This window comes from Campylobacter concisus, assembly GCF_001891085.1.
GTDB classification, from domain to species: domain Bacteria; phylum Campylobacterota; class Campylobacteria; order Campylobacterales; family Campylobacteraceae; genus Campylobacter_A; species Campylobacter_A concisus_O.
The window spans coordinates 32,683-46,558 of record NZ_JXUP01000005.1; the positions used below are offsets into that span (position 1 = coordinate 32,683).

Below are 13,876 nucleotides of genomic sequence, written 5' to 3' on the forward strand. Positions count from 1 at the left end.
CGATGAAAATTTATCACCTCTCGCACACCGATCTTGACGGATACGGCGCGCAATACATAACAAATTTTTACTTCAAAGATGTGAAATTTCTAAACTCAAACTACGGCAGAGAGATAGATGATAAATTTGCTCAAATTTTATCTGAGATAGATGCCTTAAATGATGATAAAAACATTATCTTGATCACTGATCTAAATTTAACTCTAGCTCAGTGCGAGAGCTTTGAGGAGATGATAGAGGGTAAAAATATAAAGCTATTTTTGCTAGATCATCACCAAAGCGGTGCCGAGTGCGCGAGCGCTTACTCATGGTACTTTTTGGATAGCTCAAGGTGCGCTACAAAGATCACTTACGACTTTTTTGCTGGCATTTTTGGCAAAAACAAAGAACTTGAAATTTTTAGTGACGTCGTAAATGCCGTGGATATCTGGCTAAAAGATGATAAAAATTTCGAGATGGGCAAGGTCTGCTTGGGGCTTGTGGCAAACGCTAAAGAGATAAATAAGGTGATGTTTGAAGCTGAAAACAACCTTTATATGGATCATCTCTTAAAAGAAGCGAGTAAATTTTTTAACGAGAAAAACGACTATATCGGCCTTGACATGCAGGTGCATGCCATTAAAAAGTCATTTTTCAAAGAGGACAAAGACGATACGCTAAGCAATCTAATCTCAAACTACGTCGTAAAAAAACTTAGTGAAAATAAAGAGAAATTTAGCATAAGCTATAAAGATCATAAAGGAATTTTAACCTACAATGTCGGCAATGTTTCGGTTATCGGCAACGACTTTTTGGTGGCAAATCCTGAATTTGACTTCTTTATCGACGTGACGAATAAAAAAACGCTAAGCTTTCGTGCAAATGGCAAGCTAGACGTTAGCGCCATGGCAAAACACCTAGTTGGAGGTGGCGGACACGTCAATGCAAGCGGCGGGCTATTTGCAAATTTTAAAGATGGCTTTAGCTATGAGCCGATCAAGGCGCAGATAGTTGATCTGATAACTAAAAAAACACAGGAGGAGATATGAAAGAAGAAGAGGTAAGCGTAGAGGAGCTTAGCTACGAGCTTAGCATGGTGCTTGAGGCGATGTTTTACTATGCTGGAGTGAAAAAAGAGAAGCTTGAAGAGGCAGCAAATCTCTATGTAGAGTGCATCGACGATGCGCTAGAAAACTCTGATGCTAGCGGTAGCGACGAGGTCATAGAGATAGTTGAATATATGAAAAAACACCATCCAAAGTTATTTAAATAAGGAGAAAATATGAAGAAAATTTTAGTTTTAGCGGCAGCACTTTTTGCGTTAAATGCTATGGCAAATGAAAATTTAGACAAGGCAAATGAGCTTTATGCAAAGAAAAATTTTAACGAGGCCTATCTTGCTTTTAATAAAGCATGCGGCGAGGGTGAGAAAAAAGCTTGCACGATGAATGCGATCATGCTATTTAACGGCGATGGCGTGGCGAAAGATAAAGCTCAGGCTGAGAAAATTTTTACAAAAATGTGCGACGAAAATGAGGGTATGGCGTGCGAAAAGCTAGGCGAAATGACAGCTTATGGCCTTATAAAAGACAAAGATGATAATGAAGCAAAAAGCGAAGAGAAGGCAAAAGCTTTGTTTAAAAAAGCTTGCGACAACGGTTACAAACCAGCTTGTGACTTTGTAACAAAATAGATCAAAAAGGGCTTAAAATGGGCTACAAACATAAAGATTTGATAGGAACTAGAGAGCTTAGCAAGGAAGAAATTTTATATTTTTTAGAGGCGGCGAAAGAGTTTAAGGAGCTAAATTTAAGCCAAGTGAAAAAAAATGACTACCTTCGTGGAAAGACCACGATCAACGCATTTTATGAAAACTCGACAAGAACTAGAACATCCTTTGAGATCGCAGCAAAGAGGCTTGGAGCTGATACGATAAATTTCAGCTCATCAAGCTCTAGCGTGACAAAAGGCGAGAGCCTAAATGACACGATGAATAACATGGCTGCTATGAGAACTGATATCATCGTGCTTCGTCACCCAAGCTCTGGTACGGCAAAATTTGCAGCTGATAGAACAGAGGCTAGCGTCGTAAATGCAGGGGACGGCACAAATGAGCACCCAAGCCAAGCTCTGCTTGATCTTTTCACACTAAGAGAGCATGGCAAAATTTTGGATAAAAACCTAAACGTGGCGATCATCGGTGACATCGCTAGAAGCCGCGTGGCAAGGTCTGACATCTGGGCGATGAAGAAATTTGGCATAAATTTAAAGCTCTTTGCGCCAAGGATGATGATGCCAAAAGACGCTGAGGTCTTTGAGTCTCAAATTTGCAAAAATATGGAAGAAGCCTGCGAGGGCAGCGACGTTATCATCATGCTTCGCATCCAGCTAGAGCGTGGTGGTGCGGATGTGGCGTTTCCAAGCTCGAGGGAGTACTCGAAATTCTTTGGACTAAATAAAAATAGGATAAAGCTAGCTAAACCTGACGCGATCGTACTGCATCCAGGACCGATAAATAGGGGTGTAGAGCTAAACTCAGACGTGGCTGATGGCACACACTCAGTCATACTAAATCAAGTTGAAAACGGCGTTGCTATAAGAATGGCGATACTAAATACGCTTGCAAAAAATAGGGACTAACGATGAAAATAGCAATAATTAACGGCACTATCGTAAATAGCGACGAGAAATTTAAGGCAAATATCCTAATAGAAAACGGCAAAATAGCCAAAATCGGAGGTGAGAAATTTGAGGCTGATAAGGTCATAGACGCTACAAATAAGCTCGTCATGCCAGGACTTATCGACATGCACGTGCATTTTCGCGATCCTGGTCAAGAGTATAAAGACGACATCATCTCAGGCTCGCAGGCGGCCGTGGCTGGAGGAGTGACCACATGCCTTTGCATGGCAAATACAAACCCAGTAAATGACAATGCCTCGATCACAAGAGCGATGATAGAAAAGGCTAAAAACTGCGGACTGATCGATCTTTTACCAATCGCAGCCATTAGCAAAGGGCTTGGTGGCAATGAGATCGTTGAAATGGGCGATCTTATAGAAGCTGGAGCAGTTGCATTTAGTGATGACGGCCTACCAGTGACTAGCTCAAGCGTGATGAGAGCGGCACTTGAGTACTCAAGCATGTTTGGTAGCTTTTGTATAAGCCACTCAGAGGACTGCTCTCTTTGCAGGCAGGGCGTCATGCACGAGGGCAAGGTCTCAGCCATACTTGGACTTCGCGGCATGGCGAGAGAGAAAGAGGAGATCGCAGTGAGCCGTGACATGCTGCTTGCAAAGCTTACCAAAGCGCACATCCACATCGCTCACGTAAGCTCGGAGTACTCGCTAAAGATCATCGAAATGGGCAAAAAAGAGGGCATAAACATCACTTGCGAAGCCACACCTCACCATTTTAGCTTTAGCGATGATGAAATTTTGAAAAATGCCTACGATACAAATTTCAAAATGTCGCCGCCACTTCGCGAGATAAGCGACGTAAAAGCGGTGAGAGAGGCGCTAAAAAGAGGTCTTATAGACGTTATTGCGACCGATCATGCACCACACCACACAGATGAAAAGATAGTGGAATTTGACAAGGCGCCATTTGGTATCATCGGACTTCAAACCCTTGTGCCACTCACTCTTAAGCTCGTAAATGAGGGCGTTATAAGCTTAGAGCGCATGGTAGAGCTAACATCTACAAATGCGGCTAAGATGCTAAATTTAAAAGATAAGGGCAGACTTGCTGAGGGCATGCTAGCTGACATCGCGGTGATAGACCCTGAGATCGAGTATGTTTACGACGAGAAGATAAACCGCTCAAAATCGGTAAATTCTCCACTCTTTGGCAAAAAGCTAAAAGGCGCAGCGACCACCACGATAAAAAGTGGCAAGATCGTTTATGAGTTTGGAAAATAGTCTAAATTTGCTCGCACTTGCGGGCAAATTTGCTTTAGATGCTTTGAGATATAAAATTTGCTAGAAATTTCTAGCAAATTTTACTTTTTTATGAGTTATATTTTTTAACGATACCGCGAACGACTTTTTCTATAAAAAGCGCAGAAGCTACTTCGCAGTGCTCTCTTGTAGAGTGAGGTGAGTAGATGTTTGGTCCAATAGAACATGCACTAAGACCTGCTTTTTTCTCCAAAAGCACTCCACACTCAAGTCCAGCATGCACAGCTGTTATCCTTGCATTTGGCTTATAAATTTTAAGCTCTTCTAAAATATCGTTTGCAAATTTATCATTTATAGGTTTCCAAGCTGGATTTCTATCTTTTGAAATGACATGAAAACCAACCGCCTTTGCAAGCTCAGAAATTTCAAATTCCATCCTATTTAGCCCATCTTTGCTCATAGATCTTGCAAAAAACTCCACTTCAAGCGTGCCATCATCTTTAATCTTTGCGAGTGAGAGGTTTACGCTATCTTGTGGTATGCCTAGCTCGCAGTTATAGGCTCTTACACCTTGTGAAAATGAGTTGATAAGAGCTAAAATTTTCTCGCCATTTTCTAAAATTTCATCTCCCATGCCAAGCTTTTTCACGCTTAAATTTTCACACTCACTTTTTAGCTCTTTATCGCTTAGAACCAGTGCGGTTGCGCCACTTGGGATAGAGTTGCTTCGCTCGCCACCTTCAAATTTCACTAGTTTGCAGCCATTTTTAGTCACAAATGCCGCTAAAACCTTGATTGCATTTGGGATATTTTTATGTATCTCATTACCAGAGTGTCCGCCAGGAAGCCCACTTACTTTTACTTCATAAAGCGTGCTCTCTTTTGTTTTTTTGCTATTAAGCGAGATAGTGGCAAATAAATTTATACCGCCAGCACAGCCGATAGTGACTCTATCGTCCTCTTCGCTATCTAAATTTAAAAGCTTATCGGCTTTTAGATCGCCACTAAAGCCAGTGGCTCCTACCATGCCGACCTCTTCGTTGTTTGTAAAAAGGCACTCTATGTCGTCAAATTCGCTTATCATCTGCATCATGATAGCTACGCCTATGCCGTTATCGGCACCTAAAGATGATTTTTTAGCCCTCATGTAGCCATCATCGCCATAAACTATCTCGATCTTTGGAGCATCGCCCATGCAGACCATATCGTAGTGGCTTTGCAAGCAAATTTTTGGCTTGCCTTTAAACGCATGAATGTTGCCAAAGCTATCGACCACAACTTCACAGCCCTTATCTTTTGCATAGCTAGCCAGAAAATCACGCATCTTATCGGTCTCATAACTGCAGTGCGGTATCGTAGTAAGTGTCTCAAATTTCTTTAAAATTTCACTATTTGACATATCTGCCTCCGTAGATTTATTTTATTTCGCCCTTATAGCCAGTCGCATCGACTGCTTTTAAAAGCTCTTTTTCATCGACCTTATCATCTGCTATAACGACAGCTTTTCGCTCTTTTAGCGATACATCCGCCTTTTTTACGCCCTCAACGCTAAGAGCAGCCTTTCTAACAATCGCCGTGCAAAGCGGACAGTGCATGCTAGGCACTGAAATTTCTATCTTTTTATCAGCGTAGCTTGCAGCCACTAAAAGGGCTAAAACTAAAATTTTACGCATAAATTTCTCCTAAAAGCTCCGGGTATGTAAGGAGTAAAAGCAAAATCACTCCAAAAAGTATATATATAAGTATCCATTTTTTCTTTTTATAGCTTAAGTTGCAGCTTTTTGGCTTGTAAAATAGACTAATTCCTGAAATCACAAAGCAAATGACGGCTATAACGCTTAAAGGGACGCGGTACTCGTATAAATTTTGTGTCCAAGATAGAAATGAAAAAGAAGTGCCAAAAAGCAGGAAAAGAAGTGCCGGTAAGCAGCACAAGGTAGCGCCAATAGCACTACCTATGGATGTTAGTATCAGCCAAAAGGCTCTCATTTTAGCTCGGTTGAGACGTAGTCGTAGCTAAATTCTTTTGGCGAATAATAATTTTGTGTGTTGTCATCAACTTCAGCGTATGGATAGCCGAAGTTGTTTAGTGGAGTTTGCTCTGGAGTTGGCTTTAAGATAAAGTCGCGACCGTAGTTAAAGCCTATCCAGCACATCTCCCAGTTACCAAAGCAGTACTCTCTCACAGCTACGATCTTAGCGTCGTCGTTTGTTAATTTCTCGCCCAGTCTTACCTTTGTGACATCTGCTGGATCAACCGGTATCCAACCATAGCCTTTTAGGTAAAATTCAGCCCTGCAGTGCTGTCCGCCTGAAATTTTAGCCACGCCATCTTTTGCGCTACCCATTTGATCTGAAAATCTAGACTGACCAACCCTGATACCAAAAATTTCTCTTGCTGGGATGCCAACTGATCTGCAAAGTCCCACAAAAACTGAGTTTATATCGGTGCATTTGCCAACTAGTTTGCCACTTTCTAGGATGGCTTTAACGTCGCCTGTGCCGCATCCTAGGATGCTGTTATCGCGCTGCATAGTATTTGCAACCCACGTATAGATCGCTTTTGCACGCTCCAAGTCGCCTTTAGTATTGCCGATAATCTCTAGCGCTTTTGCTCTTACGACGCCGTCAGTTGGGATGTGTGAAGTTGGTTTTAAAAACTCCAAAACAGCTGGATCGACCTTCTCATTTGGATCGTAATTTACCTTGCTAAAGTCGGTATTGCGCTCTGTTGTTTGAATTTTAAACTGGATATTTAAAATAGGTCTTTGCTCGTTTTCTTCAAATTCGCCATACATTGTTGGTATTAGCGTGTCTGAGATATAGACGTTTTTAGCGGTTGTGTTTATGACGTAGTCTTGGGTTAGTTGCTGATAAGTGGTGCTTAGTGGAAGGGGCAACCAAATTCTTGAGCTTTTGCCCTTTTCAAGAAGCTGGTGTTTGAAATTTACGTCGAAATTTCTAACCACTGGGTTTGCTGGCTCGTCACTAGCTAGAGTGACACTTGGAAGCAGACTTGCTGCACCTAAAAAACTACTGAATTTAAAAAAATCTCTTCTTTGCATAAAATGCCTTTTTGCTTAATCTTAGCCAAACTTGGCTCTAAAACTGCCTGCTATTCTAGCATAAAATTTTTATTTATGATAAAATCCGCCACATGAAAAAGATTATATTTTTAGGCTTTATAGCGCTATTTTGCAATGGTTGTCTTTATATGAACGAGCGCGGAGTTTCGACGCAATATTATAATGATTGTAAAGAGTATTATGACGCGACTGGTACCTACCAAAAAGAGTGTCCGCATAACATCGTCGACTGGAAATAGCGTGGATCTTATCAAATTTAACGATCAACAAAAGCAAATTTTAAATAGGATAGAAAATTTAGCAAATTTTGATTGCGAATTTAGCCTTAGTGAGAGCGTAAATGTCAAATTTAAAGAGCTGAGCGCTGCGAGCAAAGATGAAATTTACAATCTCGCCCTTAGCCTAAAGCCTTGGCGAAAAGGGCCGTTTTTACTTGATGATATATATATAGATAGCGAGTGGCAAAGTTTTATTAAATTTAATATCCTAGCCCCACACCTAAATTTAGCTGGCAAGTGCGTAGCTGACGTGGGGTGTAATAATGGATATTATATGTTTAAGATGCTTGAGTACGACCCAAAAAGCATAACTGGCTTTGATCCTAGCGTGCATACATATTTGCAGTTTGCTTTTTTAAATAAATTTATCCGCTCAAATATCACCTATGAGCTTCTTGGGGTAGAGAGCTTGCCAGAGTTTGGAGCGAAATTTGACACCATTTTTTGCCTTGGAGTGATATACCACAGAAGCGATCCTATAAAGATGCTAAAAGAGCTAAAAACCGCGCTAAATCCTGGCGGCGAGCTATTTTTAGACACGATGTATATAGATATGGATGGCGACTTTGCCCTAAGCCCAAAAGATAGATACTCAAAAATCCCAAATATCTACTTTGTGCCAACGCTTAGCGCACTTGAAAACTGGTGCGAGAGGGCTAAATTTAAAGATTTTACCCTGCTTGATACAAAGGCGACTGATCTGAATGAGCAGCGAAAAACGCAGTGGATAGATGGCGAGAGTCTTGGAAATTTCTTAGACCCAAACGATAATACAAAGACCATCGAGGGCTACCCAGCGCCAAAAAGAGCATATGTTAGAGTTAAAATTTAAGGATAAAAATGGCAGAAGAAAATATCTATGATACAAAAGACGAATCGCAAATAATCTTACCAGAAGATGAAAATCCATTAAGAAACGAGATAAAAACAGCGCCTTTAACAAAGCTAAATTTTAGCGGAACGGCATTTTTACTTGAAAAAAATCACGCAAAGACTAGATTTTTTACTACGGATGATATGGTGTGCGATACTGAGGGGCTTATTCATAGTGGGTTTATTTTTATGGGCGCAAATCATGCCGCGCTTTTAGCTATTAATGAAGAATTTTGCGTTAGTATTGGGGCTAGGATAAATTTCTTTGGACCGCTAAAGCTTGGTGACGTGGTGGAATTTGACGCGCAAGCAAGATTTGAAGAGAGCAGAAAAAGAGAAGTGAAAGTACTTGGATATGTTAAAGATATAAAAATTTTTGAAGGAATATTTCAACTTGTCACACTTGAAGAGCATATCTTCTTGGCTCAACAAAAAAATATCCAAAAAGAAGCTGCTATAAGGCAGAAAAAAGAACGAGAGGAAGCTAAAGATAATAGCTAAAAGTAAGTAAAAATTTTTGATTTTCTTGCAATTACTCCCAAATAAAGCGAAATTTTAAAAAGACAATCTTTATCTCATTATCCTATTTTGGTAAATAATTGGTAACATTTTTTAAAATTTTAAGGAAAATTAAGCAATAAAATTAATTTTCTATGATAATATCCTTTCAAAACTTTTTATCAAAAGGAGATTTAGATGAAAATTACAAAAGTTAGCTTAGCTGCTTTGGTTGCTTTAGGTGCATTTTCAAGCGTTGCAAGTGCAACTCCACTTGAAGAAGCTATAAAAAATGTAGATCTTTCAGGATTTGCAAGATATCGTTATACAAATGATAGTACTAAAAGTTCAAAAGTTAATGATACTGTAAAAGGTAATGGTGCTGGCCATGCTTTTAGAATGGAAACAGCATTTAAAGCTGCAATAGATGATAACTTCTTTGGTGTTTTGAGACTAAGATATTCTGCTACAGATGGTTCTGGTGATAATGCAGGAGCTGGCACAGATAAAACAAACACAACCGGATCATTTGGTGTATATGAAATGTATCTAGGCTACAAAGTAGCTAATACTACTATCACAGCTGGTAAACAACTTGTCAAAGGTTTCTTCATTGATAGTGATATAGCTGGCACTGGTCTAAAAGTAGTAAGTACTGACGTGCCTGGTCTTACTTTAACAGCTGCTGCTTATGATGCTATTGATAACGATGCTGAAATAGATAGAAAGGATCCAGTTCCTCCTGCAACAGTTGGAGATCCAAAAAAAGATGCTTTTGGACACATTAAATATAAAGCTAAAAGCCCAGATATAGATGGCCCATTATTGTCAAGACTTGGCAGTGATGAATTTAGTGATGCTGCTGGCAATATCTATAATTTAGGTGCTATGGGTAGCTATGATCCAGTATCATTCAAAGTAGCAATTACAAATATCCAAGAGGTTGCTACACTTTATGGCACTGAAGCTGGTGTAAGCTTTAATGTAACTGATGATGTGAATCTAAACTTAAAAGGTCAATATGCTTATAGCGACTCAGATCATAAAAAAGTAGTTGACGCAACTTTTTGGGCAGTACAAGCTGGCACAAAACTATTTGGTGCTAAACTTAACGCTGGTTATTTAGACTTTGACGCTAAAAACAAAGAAAATGACGCTAAAAACAAAGACAAAATCGCATTTACATCAATTGATGGAAATGGACAGTTAATCAACCCAACTAAGATCTTAAATGGTGTAATGAGTGGTGGCCAACAATACTACAATAACATCAAGGGCAATAACGACTACTGGTTTGTTAATGCTGGGTATGATATAGATAAATTTGGCTTTGGTGCTGGATATACTCAAGGTAAGGGCACAAGTTATGCGCTTGGCAAAGAGAGAGCAAAAAGAAACGAATGGTCACTTGACGCTAGCTACAAATACAGCAAAAAACTTACATTCCTTTCTTGGTATGCAGCTGCTAAAGACAAAAAAGATAGCGAAAGCTTTAAACAAAATCGTATAAGATTTGAAGCAAAATATAGCTTCTAAAAACCTTTATCCGAGCGAGCTTTCGCTCGGACTTCTTTAAAATTTAATAGACTCCATATAAAATTTATCTACCCTTTTTGATTGACTCTTAGTTTTATAAAAATATAAATTTTAAATAGCGATTAAGTGTATTTTAAAAGTTTGAAACTTGAAATTAATACCACTGAAATTTTTAGCTATTTTTTACTATATCTATCCAATAATCAATATTATTTTGCTCGGCCTCTAGTGTACTGCCTTCTCCGTGTCCTGGATAAAGCGTGAAGTTACCTTTTAAATTTTTACATTTTCCTAGACTTTTTAACATTTCATTTTTATCTGAAAAAGGAAAATCCCAGCGTCCTATACTTCCTTTAAATAAAAAATCTCCACTAAACATCATGTCATCTATCTCTATCATCGAGCAACCTGGCGTATGTCCTGGGAAATGATGAAATTTGATGCAAAAATCATCAATGTTAAAATTTTCATCATTTTCAACCAAAACATCTGGAGTAAAAGTATCTTTCATATAGCCAAAAATATCACTCTCGCACATGAAAGCATCAAATTTATTGATATAAACTGGAATTTTTAGCTCATTTTTTAGCTCGCTCACGTCGTAAATATGATCAAAATGCCCGTGAGTGCAAAGGATGGCTTTTAAATTTTTAGCATTTTGTAAAACCCATTCTTTTGCCCCATCACCTGGATCTATCACTAAAGATGAATTATTTTTTGTAACGATGTAACAATTAGTGCCAAAATCTCCAAAACTTTTGTGCATTACTCTCATTTTTTACCTTAAATTTATTATTTCTTAAAATTTTACATCTTTTTACTTAAACTTAAAGAAAAATTTTAAATTTACTTAGTATAATTTTTGCAAAAGGAAGCAAATCTAGGCAAAGGAAGAATGAAGGAGTATCAAAAGATCGAAGAAACTTTAGTTTTAAGCTTAAAAGATAAAACTAAAGATAAAAATTTGTTGCTGGGTGTTAGTGGAGGTATTGATTCTGCTGTAGTAGCGACTTTGTGTGCAAGAGCAAAACCAAATGAAACTCATGCGCTCATCATGCCAACAGCATCATCAAACAGACAAAATATGGACGATGCCTTAAATTTATGCGAAAAACTAAACATAAAATATAAGGTTTTATCCATAGAGGGTATTTTAAATGCCTTTTACGAAACGATAGATGTAAATTTAAGCAATTTAAGAAAAGGGAATTTAGCAGCTAGAGTTAGAATGAGCTTGCTTTATGATTATTCATCTAGTATAAACGCTCTAGTTATCGGAACAAGCAACAAAAGTGAGCTTATGCTTGGATACGGTACGATATTTGGGGATTTAGCATGTGCAATAAATCCTATCGGAGAGCTTTATAAAAGTGAAATTTTTGAATTTGCAAAACATCTTGGGGTTGATAAAAATTTTATCAACAAAGCACCTTCGGCTGATTTGTGGGATGGTCAAAGTGACGAAGGTGACATAGGTTACAGTTATGCTGTTATTGATGAGATTTTAGAAAATTTAGAAAATAACAAGGAGCAAGTCATCAAAAAGTTCGGATTAAAAGCAGTATCGGATATAGAAAATAGAGTTGTTTCAAACAGGTTTAAACGACAAATGCCGTTGATAGTGAAAATTTAAAGGATTAAAGATGAGAGAGATTCCGTTTTATAGACCAACTATCACTGAGCGTGAAAGTGAGCTTATTGAGGAGGCTTTGCACTCTGAAAATACTACTAATATCGTTGCTAGATTTGAAGAGAAGTTAAAAGAGTATTTTGGTGCAAAATTTGTAGTTACCACAAATAATATCGCAGCCGCACATCACTTGGCACTAAGCGCGCTTGACACTAAACGCGGAGATAAGGTCATTTGCTCCATAAATGCTTTTCCTAGCATTGCACAAGCTGTTAGACATTTTGATGCTGAACCTATTTTTGTGGATGTTGATGAAGAAGATTTTAACATCTGCCCAGACGCCCTTGAGAAAGTGCTAAAAGAGCAAAATCATAAAAAATTAAAATGTGCTTTTATCTCTCATATCGCAGGTCAAAGTGCCAGGATGGACGAGATAACGGCTATTTGTGAGAAATACGGTGTAAAAATTTTAGATGATGCAAACCGCGGTATGGGACTAACATACAATGGTAAAAAGGTTGGTTCAGACTCCTTTTTGTCATGCTTTCAAACACATTCTCGTGTACAAAATCCTATATCAACGGTTGGATTTTTTACGACAAACGATGAGGAAATTTATAAAAGAGCAAAACTACTTCGCAACTATGCCCTTGTAAATGGCATTGATAAATTCGGTAGTTTGAGTTATATTTATGATGTCGTAGATATTGGCTTAAAGTATGATATAAACTCGATAAATGCAGCATTTTCTATTGCGCAACTAGAAAGAACAGATAAGCTCATACAAAGAAGACAAGAGATCGCAAAAATTTATGATAAAGAGCTTGGTGAGTGCCACAATATAACGATCCCTGTCAAAAAACGCGAGCACATTTATACTCAGTATATTATTAAGATAAATAAAAATCGTGATGGCTTTGCTAGAGAGCTTTTGGAACACGGCATTCACACATCATTGCACTACATACCGATACATTTACTAAGCTATTACAAAAACAAATACTCGCTTAAAGTAAATGATTTTCCAAATGCTTTAAAAAATTATCAGCAAGTGTTGTCACTGCCTATTTATCATAGTTTGAGTGACGAAGAGGTGCAATACATCTGCAGCAAAGTAAAAGAAATTTCTAAAACTCGTGTTTAAGAAATTAAATATTTTCTTGCATGCTTGGGCGAACGATTACTTCTTTCGCCCAAATTTCTTTCAAATTTTACTAGCATTTTTACTTTTGCCACTAAGTTTTATCTATTTTCTTATTGTTATTTTTAAGAAATTTACTGCTAGAAAAATAGACTTTGGCATAAAGATAATAAGTGTGGGAAATTTGACACTTGGAGGAAGTGGTAAGACCCCGCTTTGCGTGGCAATTGCTAAAAATTTCGAGGGAGCTTTTATCATTCTTAGAGGCTATAAAAGAAAGAGCAAAGGCATGCAGGTTGTCGCTCGTAATGGCGAAATTTTACTTGACGTAGTAGCAAGTGGCGATGAGGCGATGATATACGCTACAAGCCTTAAAAGCGCAAATGTGATAGTAAGCGAAGATAGGAAATTAGCTATAAAATATGCCAAAGAGCATGGTGCGAAGTATATCTTACTTGATGACGGATTTTCTAAATTTGACATAACCAAATTTGACATATTAGTGCGTCCAAATCCTGAGCCAAGGCTAAAATTTTGCCTACCAAGCGGAGCTTATAGGTATCCGTTTAACTTTTATAAATTTGCTGATTTTATAGCGATTGAAGGGCAAACTCACTTTAGAAAGAGTGAAATTTTAAATAAAAGTGAAAAAATGGTTCTAGTAACGGCCATAGCAAACCCAGAGCGCCTCAAGCCATTTTTTAATGAGTGTGTAGCTCGCGTCTTTTTTCCTGATCATTATAATTTTTCAAAAGATGAACTAAGTGAAATTTTGCAAAGCTACGGTGCCACCTCGCTTTTGATGACGCAAAAGGACTATGTAAAGGCAAAGGACTTTGGGCTGAGAGTATCGCTTGTAACGCTTGAAGTTACGCTAAGCGAAGAGTTTAAAAAGGTTTTGGCGCAGCAAATTTAAGCCCATTTTGTTATAATGAGCCACTTTTTAAAAGGAAAAT

Annotated in this window: 16 protein-coding genes; 12 read left to right on the forward strand and 4 right to left on the reverse strand. The window is 38.2% G+C overall.

Annotation, left to right across the window (positions count from 1 at the left end; all coding sequences use genetic code 11):
- Positions 1 to 2 precede the first annotated feature (2 nt).
- The 5 genes from TH67_RS04780 to TH67_RS04800 are packed head-to-tail and all read left to right on the forward strand — an operon-like array spanning position 3 to position 3,899.
- Positions 3 to 1,028, forward strand: a complete 1,026-nt coding sequence (locus tag TH67_RS04780; protein WP_072594595.1) for a DHH family phosphoesterase — start codon at positions 3 to 5, stop codon at positions 1,026 to 1,028.
- Positions 1,025 to 1,252, forward strand: coding sequence for a hypothetical protein (locus TH67_RS04785; RefSeq protein WP_012140046.1), 228 nt, complete (start codon positions 1,025 to 1,027; stop codon positions 1,250 to 1,252). Before TH67_RS04780 ends, TH67_RS04785 begins: the two co-directional genes overlap by 4 nt.
- A 9-nt stretch (positions 1,253 to 1,261) precedes the next feature.
- On the forward strand, positions 1,262 to 1,672 hold the full coding sequence (locus TH67_RS04790; protein ID WP_002942627.1) for a tetratricopeptide repeat protein: 411 nt from the start codon (positions 1,262 to 1,264) through the stop codon (positions 1,670 to 1,672).
- 17 nt (positions 1,673 to 1,689) lie between these two features.
- Positions 1,690 to 2,619, forward strand: coding sequence for an aspartate carbamoyltransferase catalytic subunit (locus tag TH67_RS04795; protein ID WP_072594596.1), 930 nt, complete (start codon positions 1,690 to 1,692; stop codon positions 2,617 to 2,619).
- A gap of 2 nt (positions 2,620 to 2,621) precedes the next feature.
- Complete coding sequence (locus tag TH67_RS04800; protein WP_072594597.1) at positions 2,622 to 3,899, forward strand: dihydroorotase; 1,278 nt, start codon at positions 2,622 to 2,624, stop codon at positions 3,897 to 3,899.
- A gap of 88 nt (positions 3,900 to 3,987) precedes the next feature.
- Here the strand turns inward: TH67_RS04800 and TH67_RS04805 are convergent, their stop codons facing one another.
- The 3 genes from TH67_RS04805 to TH67_RS04820 form a co-directional block, all read right to left on the reverse strand.
- Positions 3,988 to 5,277 (reverse strand): M28 family peptidase, encoded by a 1,290-nt coding sequence (locus tag TH67_RS04805; RefSeq protein WP_072594598.1) that lies wholly within the window; start codon positions 5,275 to 5,277, stop codon positions 3,988 to 3,990.
- Between the two features lie 16 nt (positions 5,278 to 5,293).
- Positions 5,294 to 5,551: a heavy-metal-associated domain-containing protein gene (locus tag TH67_RS04810; protein WP_009294141.1), complete on the reverse strand. Its 258-nt coding sequence runs from the start codon at positions 5,549 to 5,551 to the stop codon at positions 5,294 to 5,296.
- A 312-nt stretch (positions 5,552 to 5,863) separates the two neighbouring features.
- The gene (locus TH67_RS04820; RefSeq protein ID WP_072594599.1) at positions 5,864 to 6,943 is read right to left on the reverse strand and encodes a transglutaminase-like domain-containing protein; all 1,080 of its coding nucleotides are present in this window, start codon (positions 6,941 to 6,943) and stop codon (positions 5,864 to 5,866) included.
- Positions 6,944 to 7,035: 92 nt separating this feature from the next.
- Between TH67_RS04820 and TH67_RS10645 the strand changes: the two genes are divergently transcribed.
- From TH67_RS10645 to TH67_RS04835, 4 genes are all read left to right on the forward strand, one after another.
- Positions 7,036 to 7,203: a hypothetical protein gene (locus TH67_RS10645; RefSeq protein WP_002942642.1), complete on the forward strand. Its 168-nt coding sequence runs from the start codon at positions 7,036 to 7,038 to the stop codon at positions 7,201 to 7,203.
- A gap of 1 nt (position 7,204) precedes the next feature.
- A complete protein-coding gene (gene cmoB, locus TH67_RS04825; protein ID WP_072594600.1) occupies positions 7,205 to 8,074 on the forward strand; it encodes a tRNA 5-methoxyuridine(34)/uridine 5-oxyacetic acid(34) synthase CmoB in 870 nt (289 codons plus the stop codon).
- 8 nt (positions 8,075 to 8,082) lie between these two features.
- Entirely contained in the window at positions 8,083 to 8,616 is a 534-nt protein-coding gene (locus tag TH67_RS04830; protein WP_072594601.1) for a thioesterase, read from the forward strand.
- Between the two features lie 195 nt (positions 8,617 to 8,811).
- Positions 8,812 to 10,149 carry a major outer membrane protein gene (locus tag TH67_RS04835; RefSeq protein ID WP_072594602.1) on the forward strand — a complete coding sequence of 446 codons (1,338 nt, stop codon included), beginning with the start codon at positions 8,812 to 8,814 and terminating at the stop codon, positions 10,147 to 10,149.
- 172 nt (positions 10,150 to 10,321) lie between these two features.
- On the opposite strand, the gene TH67_RS04840 is transcribed toward TH67_RS04835, so the two are convergent.
- Positions 10,322 to 10,924, reverse strand: a complete 603-nt coding sequence (locus tag TH67_RS04840) for an MBL fold metallo-hydrolase (protein ID WP_072594603.1) — start codon at positions 10,922 to 10,924, stop codon at positions 10,322 to 10,324.
- A 120-nt stretch (positions 10,925 to 11,044) separates the two neighbouring features.
- Between TH67_RS04840 and TH67_RS04845 the strand changes: the two genes are divergently transcribed.
- From TH67_RS04845 to TH67_RS04855, 3 genes are read left to right on the forward strand one after another with little or no spacing between them, the layout of a single operon-like run.
- A complete protein-coding gene (locus TH67_RS04845) occupies positions 11,045 to 11,782 on the forward strand; it encodes an NAD+ synthase (protein ID WP_072594604.1) in 738 nt (245 codons plus the stop codon).
- A 10-nt stretch (positions 11,783 to 11,792) separates the two neighbouring features.
- Entirely contained in the window at positions 11,793 to 12,923 is a 1,131-nt protein-coding gene (locus TH67_RS04850; protein ID WP_021091466.1) for a DegT/DnrJ/EryC1/StrS family aminotransferase, read from the forward strand.
- Positions 12,916 to 13,836 carry a tetraacyldisaccharide 4'-kinase gene (locus TH67_RS04855; RefSeq protein WP_072594605.1) on the forward strand — a complete coding sequence of 307 codons (921 nt, stop codon included), beginning with the start codon at positions 12,916 to 12,918 and terminating at the stop codon, positions 13,834 to 13,836. Before TH67_RS04850 ends, TH67_RS04855 begins: the two co-directional genes overlap by 8 nt.
- The last annotated feature ends 40 nt before the right edge of the window (positions 13,837 to 13,876 follow it).

Coding starts and splice junctions, on each gene's coding strand:
- TH67_RS04835 (WP_072594602.1), top strand. CDS start 8,812: ATGAAAATTACAAAAGTTAGCTTAGCTGCTTTGGTTGCTTTAGGTGCA.
- TH67_RS04820 (WP_072594599.1), bottom strand. CDS start 6,943: ATGCAAAGAAGAGATTTTTTTAAATTCAGTAGTTTTTTAGGTGCAGCA.
- TH67_RS04800 (WP_072594597.1), top strand. CDS start 2,622: ATGAAAATAGCAATAATTAACGGCACTATCGTAAATAGCGACGAGAAA.
- TH67_RS10645 (WP_002942642.1), top strand. CDS start 7,036: ATGAAAAAGATTATATTTTTAGGCTTTATAGCGCTATTTTGCAATGGT.
- TH67_RS04805 (WP_072594598.1), bottom strand. CDS start 5,277: ATGTCAAATAGTGAAATTTTAAAGAAATTTGAGACACTTACTACGATA.
- TH67_RS04780 (WP_072594595.1), top strand. CDS start 3: ATGAAAATTTATCACCTCTCGCACACCGATCTTGACGGATACGGCGCG.
- TH67_RS04845 (WP_072594604.1), top strand. CDS start 11,045: ATGAAGGAGTATCAAAAGATCGAAGAAACTTTAGTTTTAAGCTTAAAA.
- TH67_RS04785 (WP_012140046.1), top strand. CDS start 1,025: ATGAAAGAAGAAGAGGTAAGCGTAGAGGAGCTTAGCTACGAGCTTAGC.
- TH67_RS04810 (WP_009294141.1), bottom strand. CDS start 5,551: ATGCGTAAAATTTTAGTTTTAGCCCTTTTAGTGGCTGCAAGCTACGCT.
- TH67_RS04840 (WP_072594603.1), bottom strand. CDS start 10,924: ATGAGAGTAATGCACAAAAGTTTTGGAGATTTTGGCACTAATTGTTAC.
- TH67_RS04830 (WP_072594601.1), top strand. CDS start 8,083: ATGGCAGAAGAAAATATCTATGATACAAAAGACGAATCGCAAATAATC.
- TH67_RS04850 (WP_021091466.1), top strand. CDS start 11,793: ATGAGAGAGATTCCGTTTTATAGACCAACTATCACTGAGCGTGAAAGT.
- TH67_RS04795 (WP_072594596.1), top strand. CDS start 1,690: ATGGGCTACAAACATAAAGATTTGATAGGAACTAGAGAGCTTAGCAAG.
- TH67_RS04790 (WP_002942627.1), top strand. CDS start 1,262: ATGAAGAAAATTTTAGTTTTAGCGGCAGCACTTTTTGCGTTAAATGCT.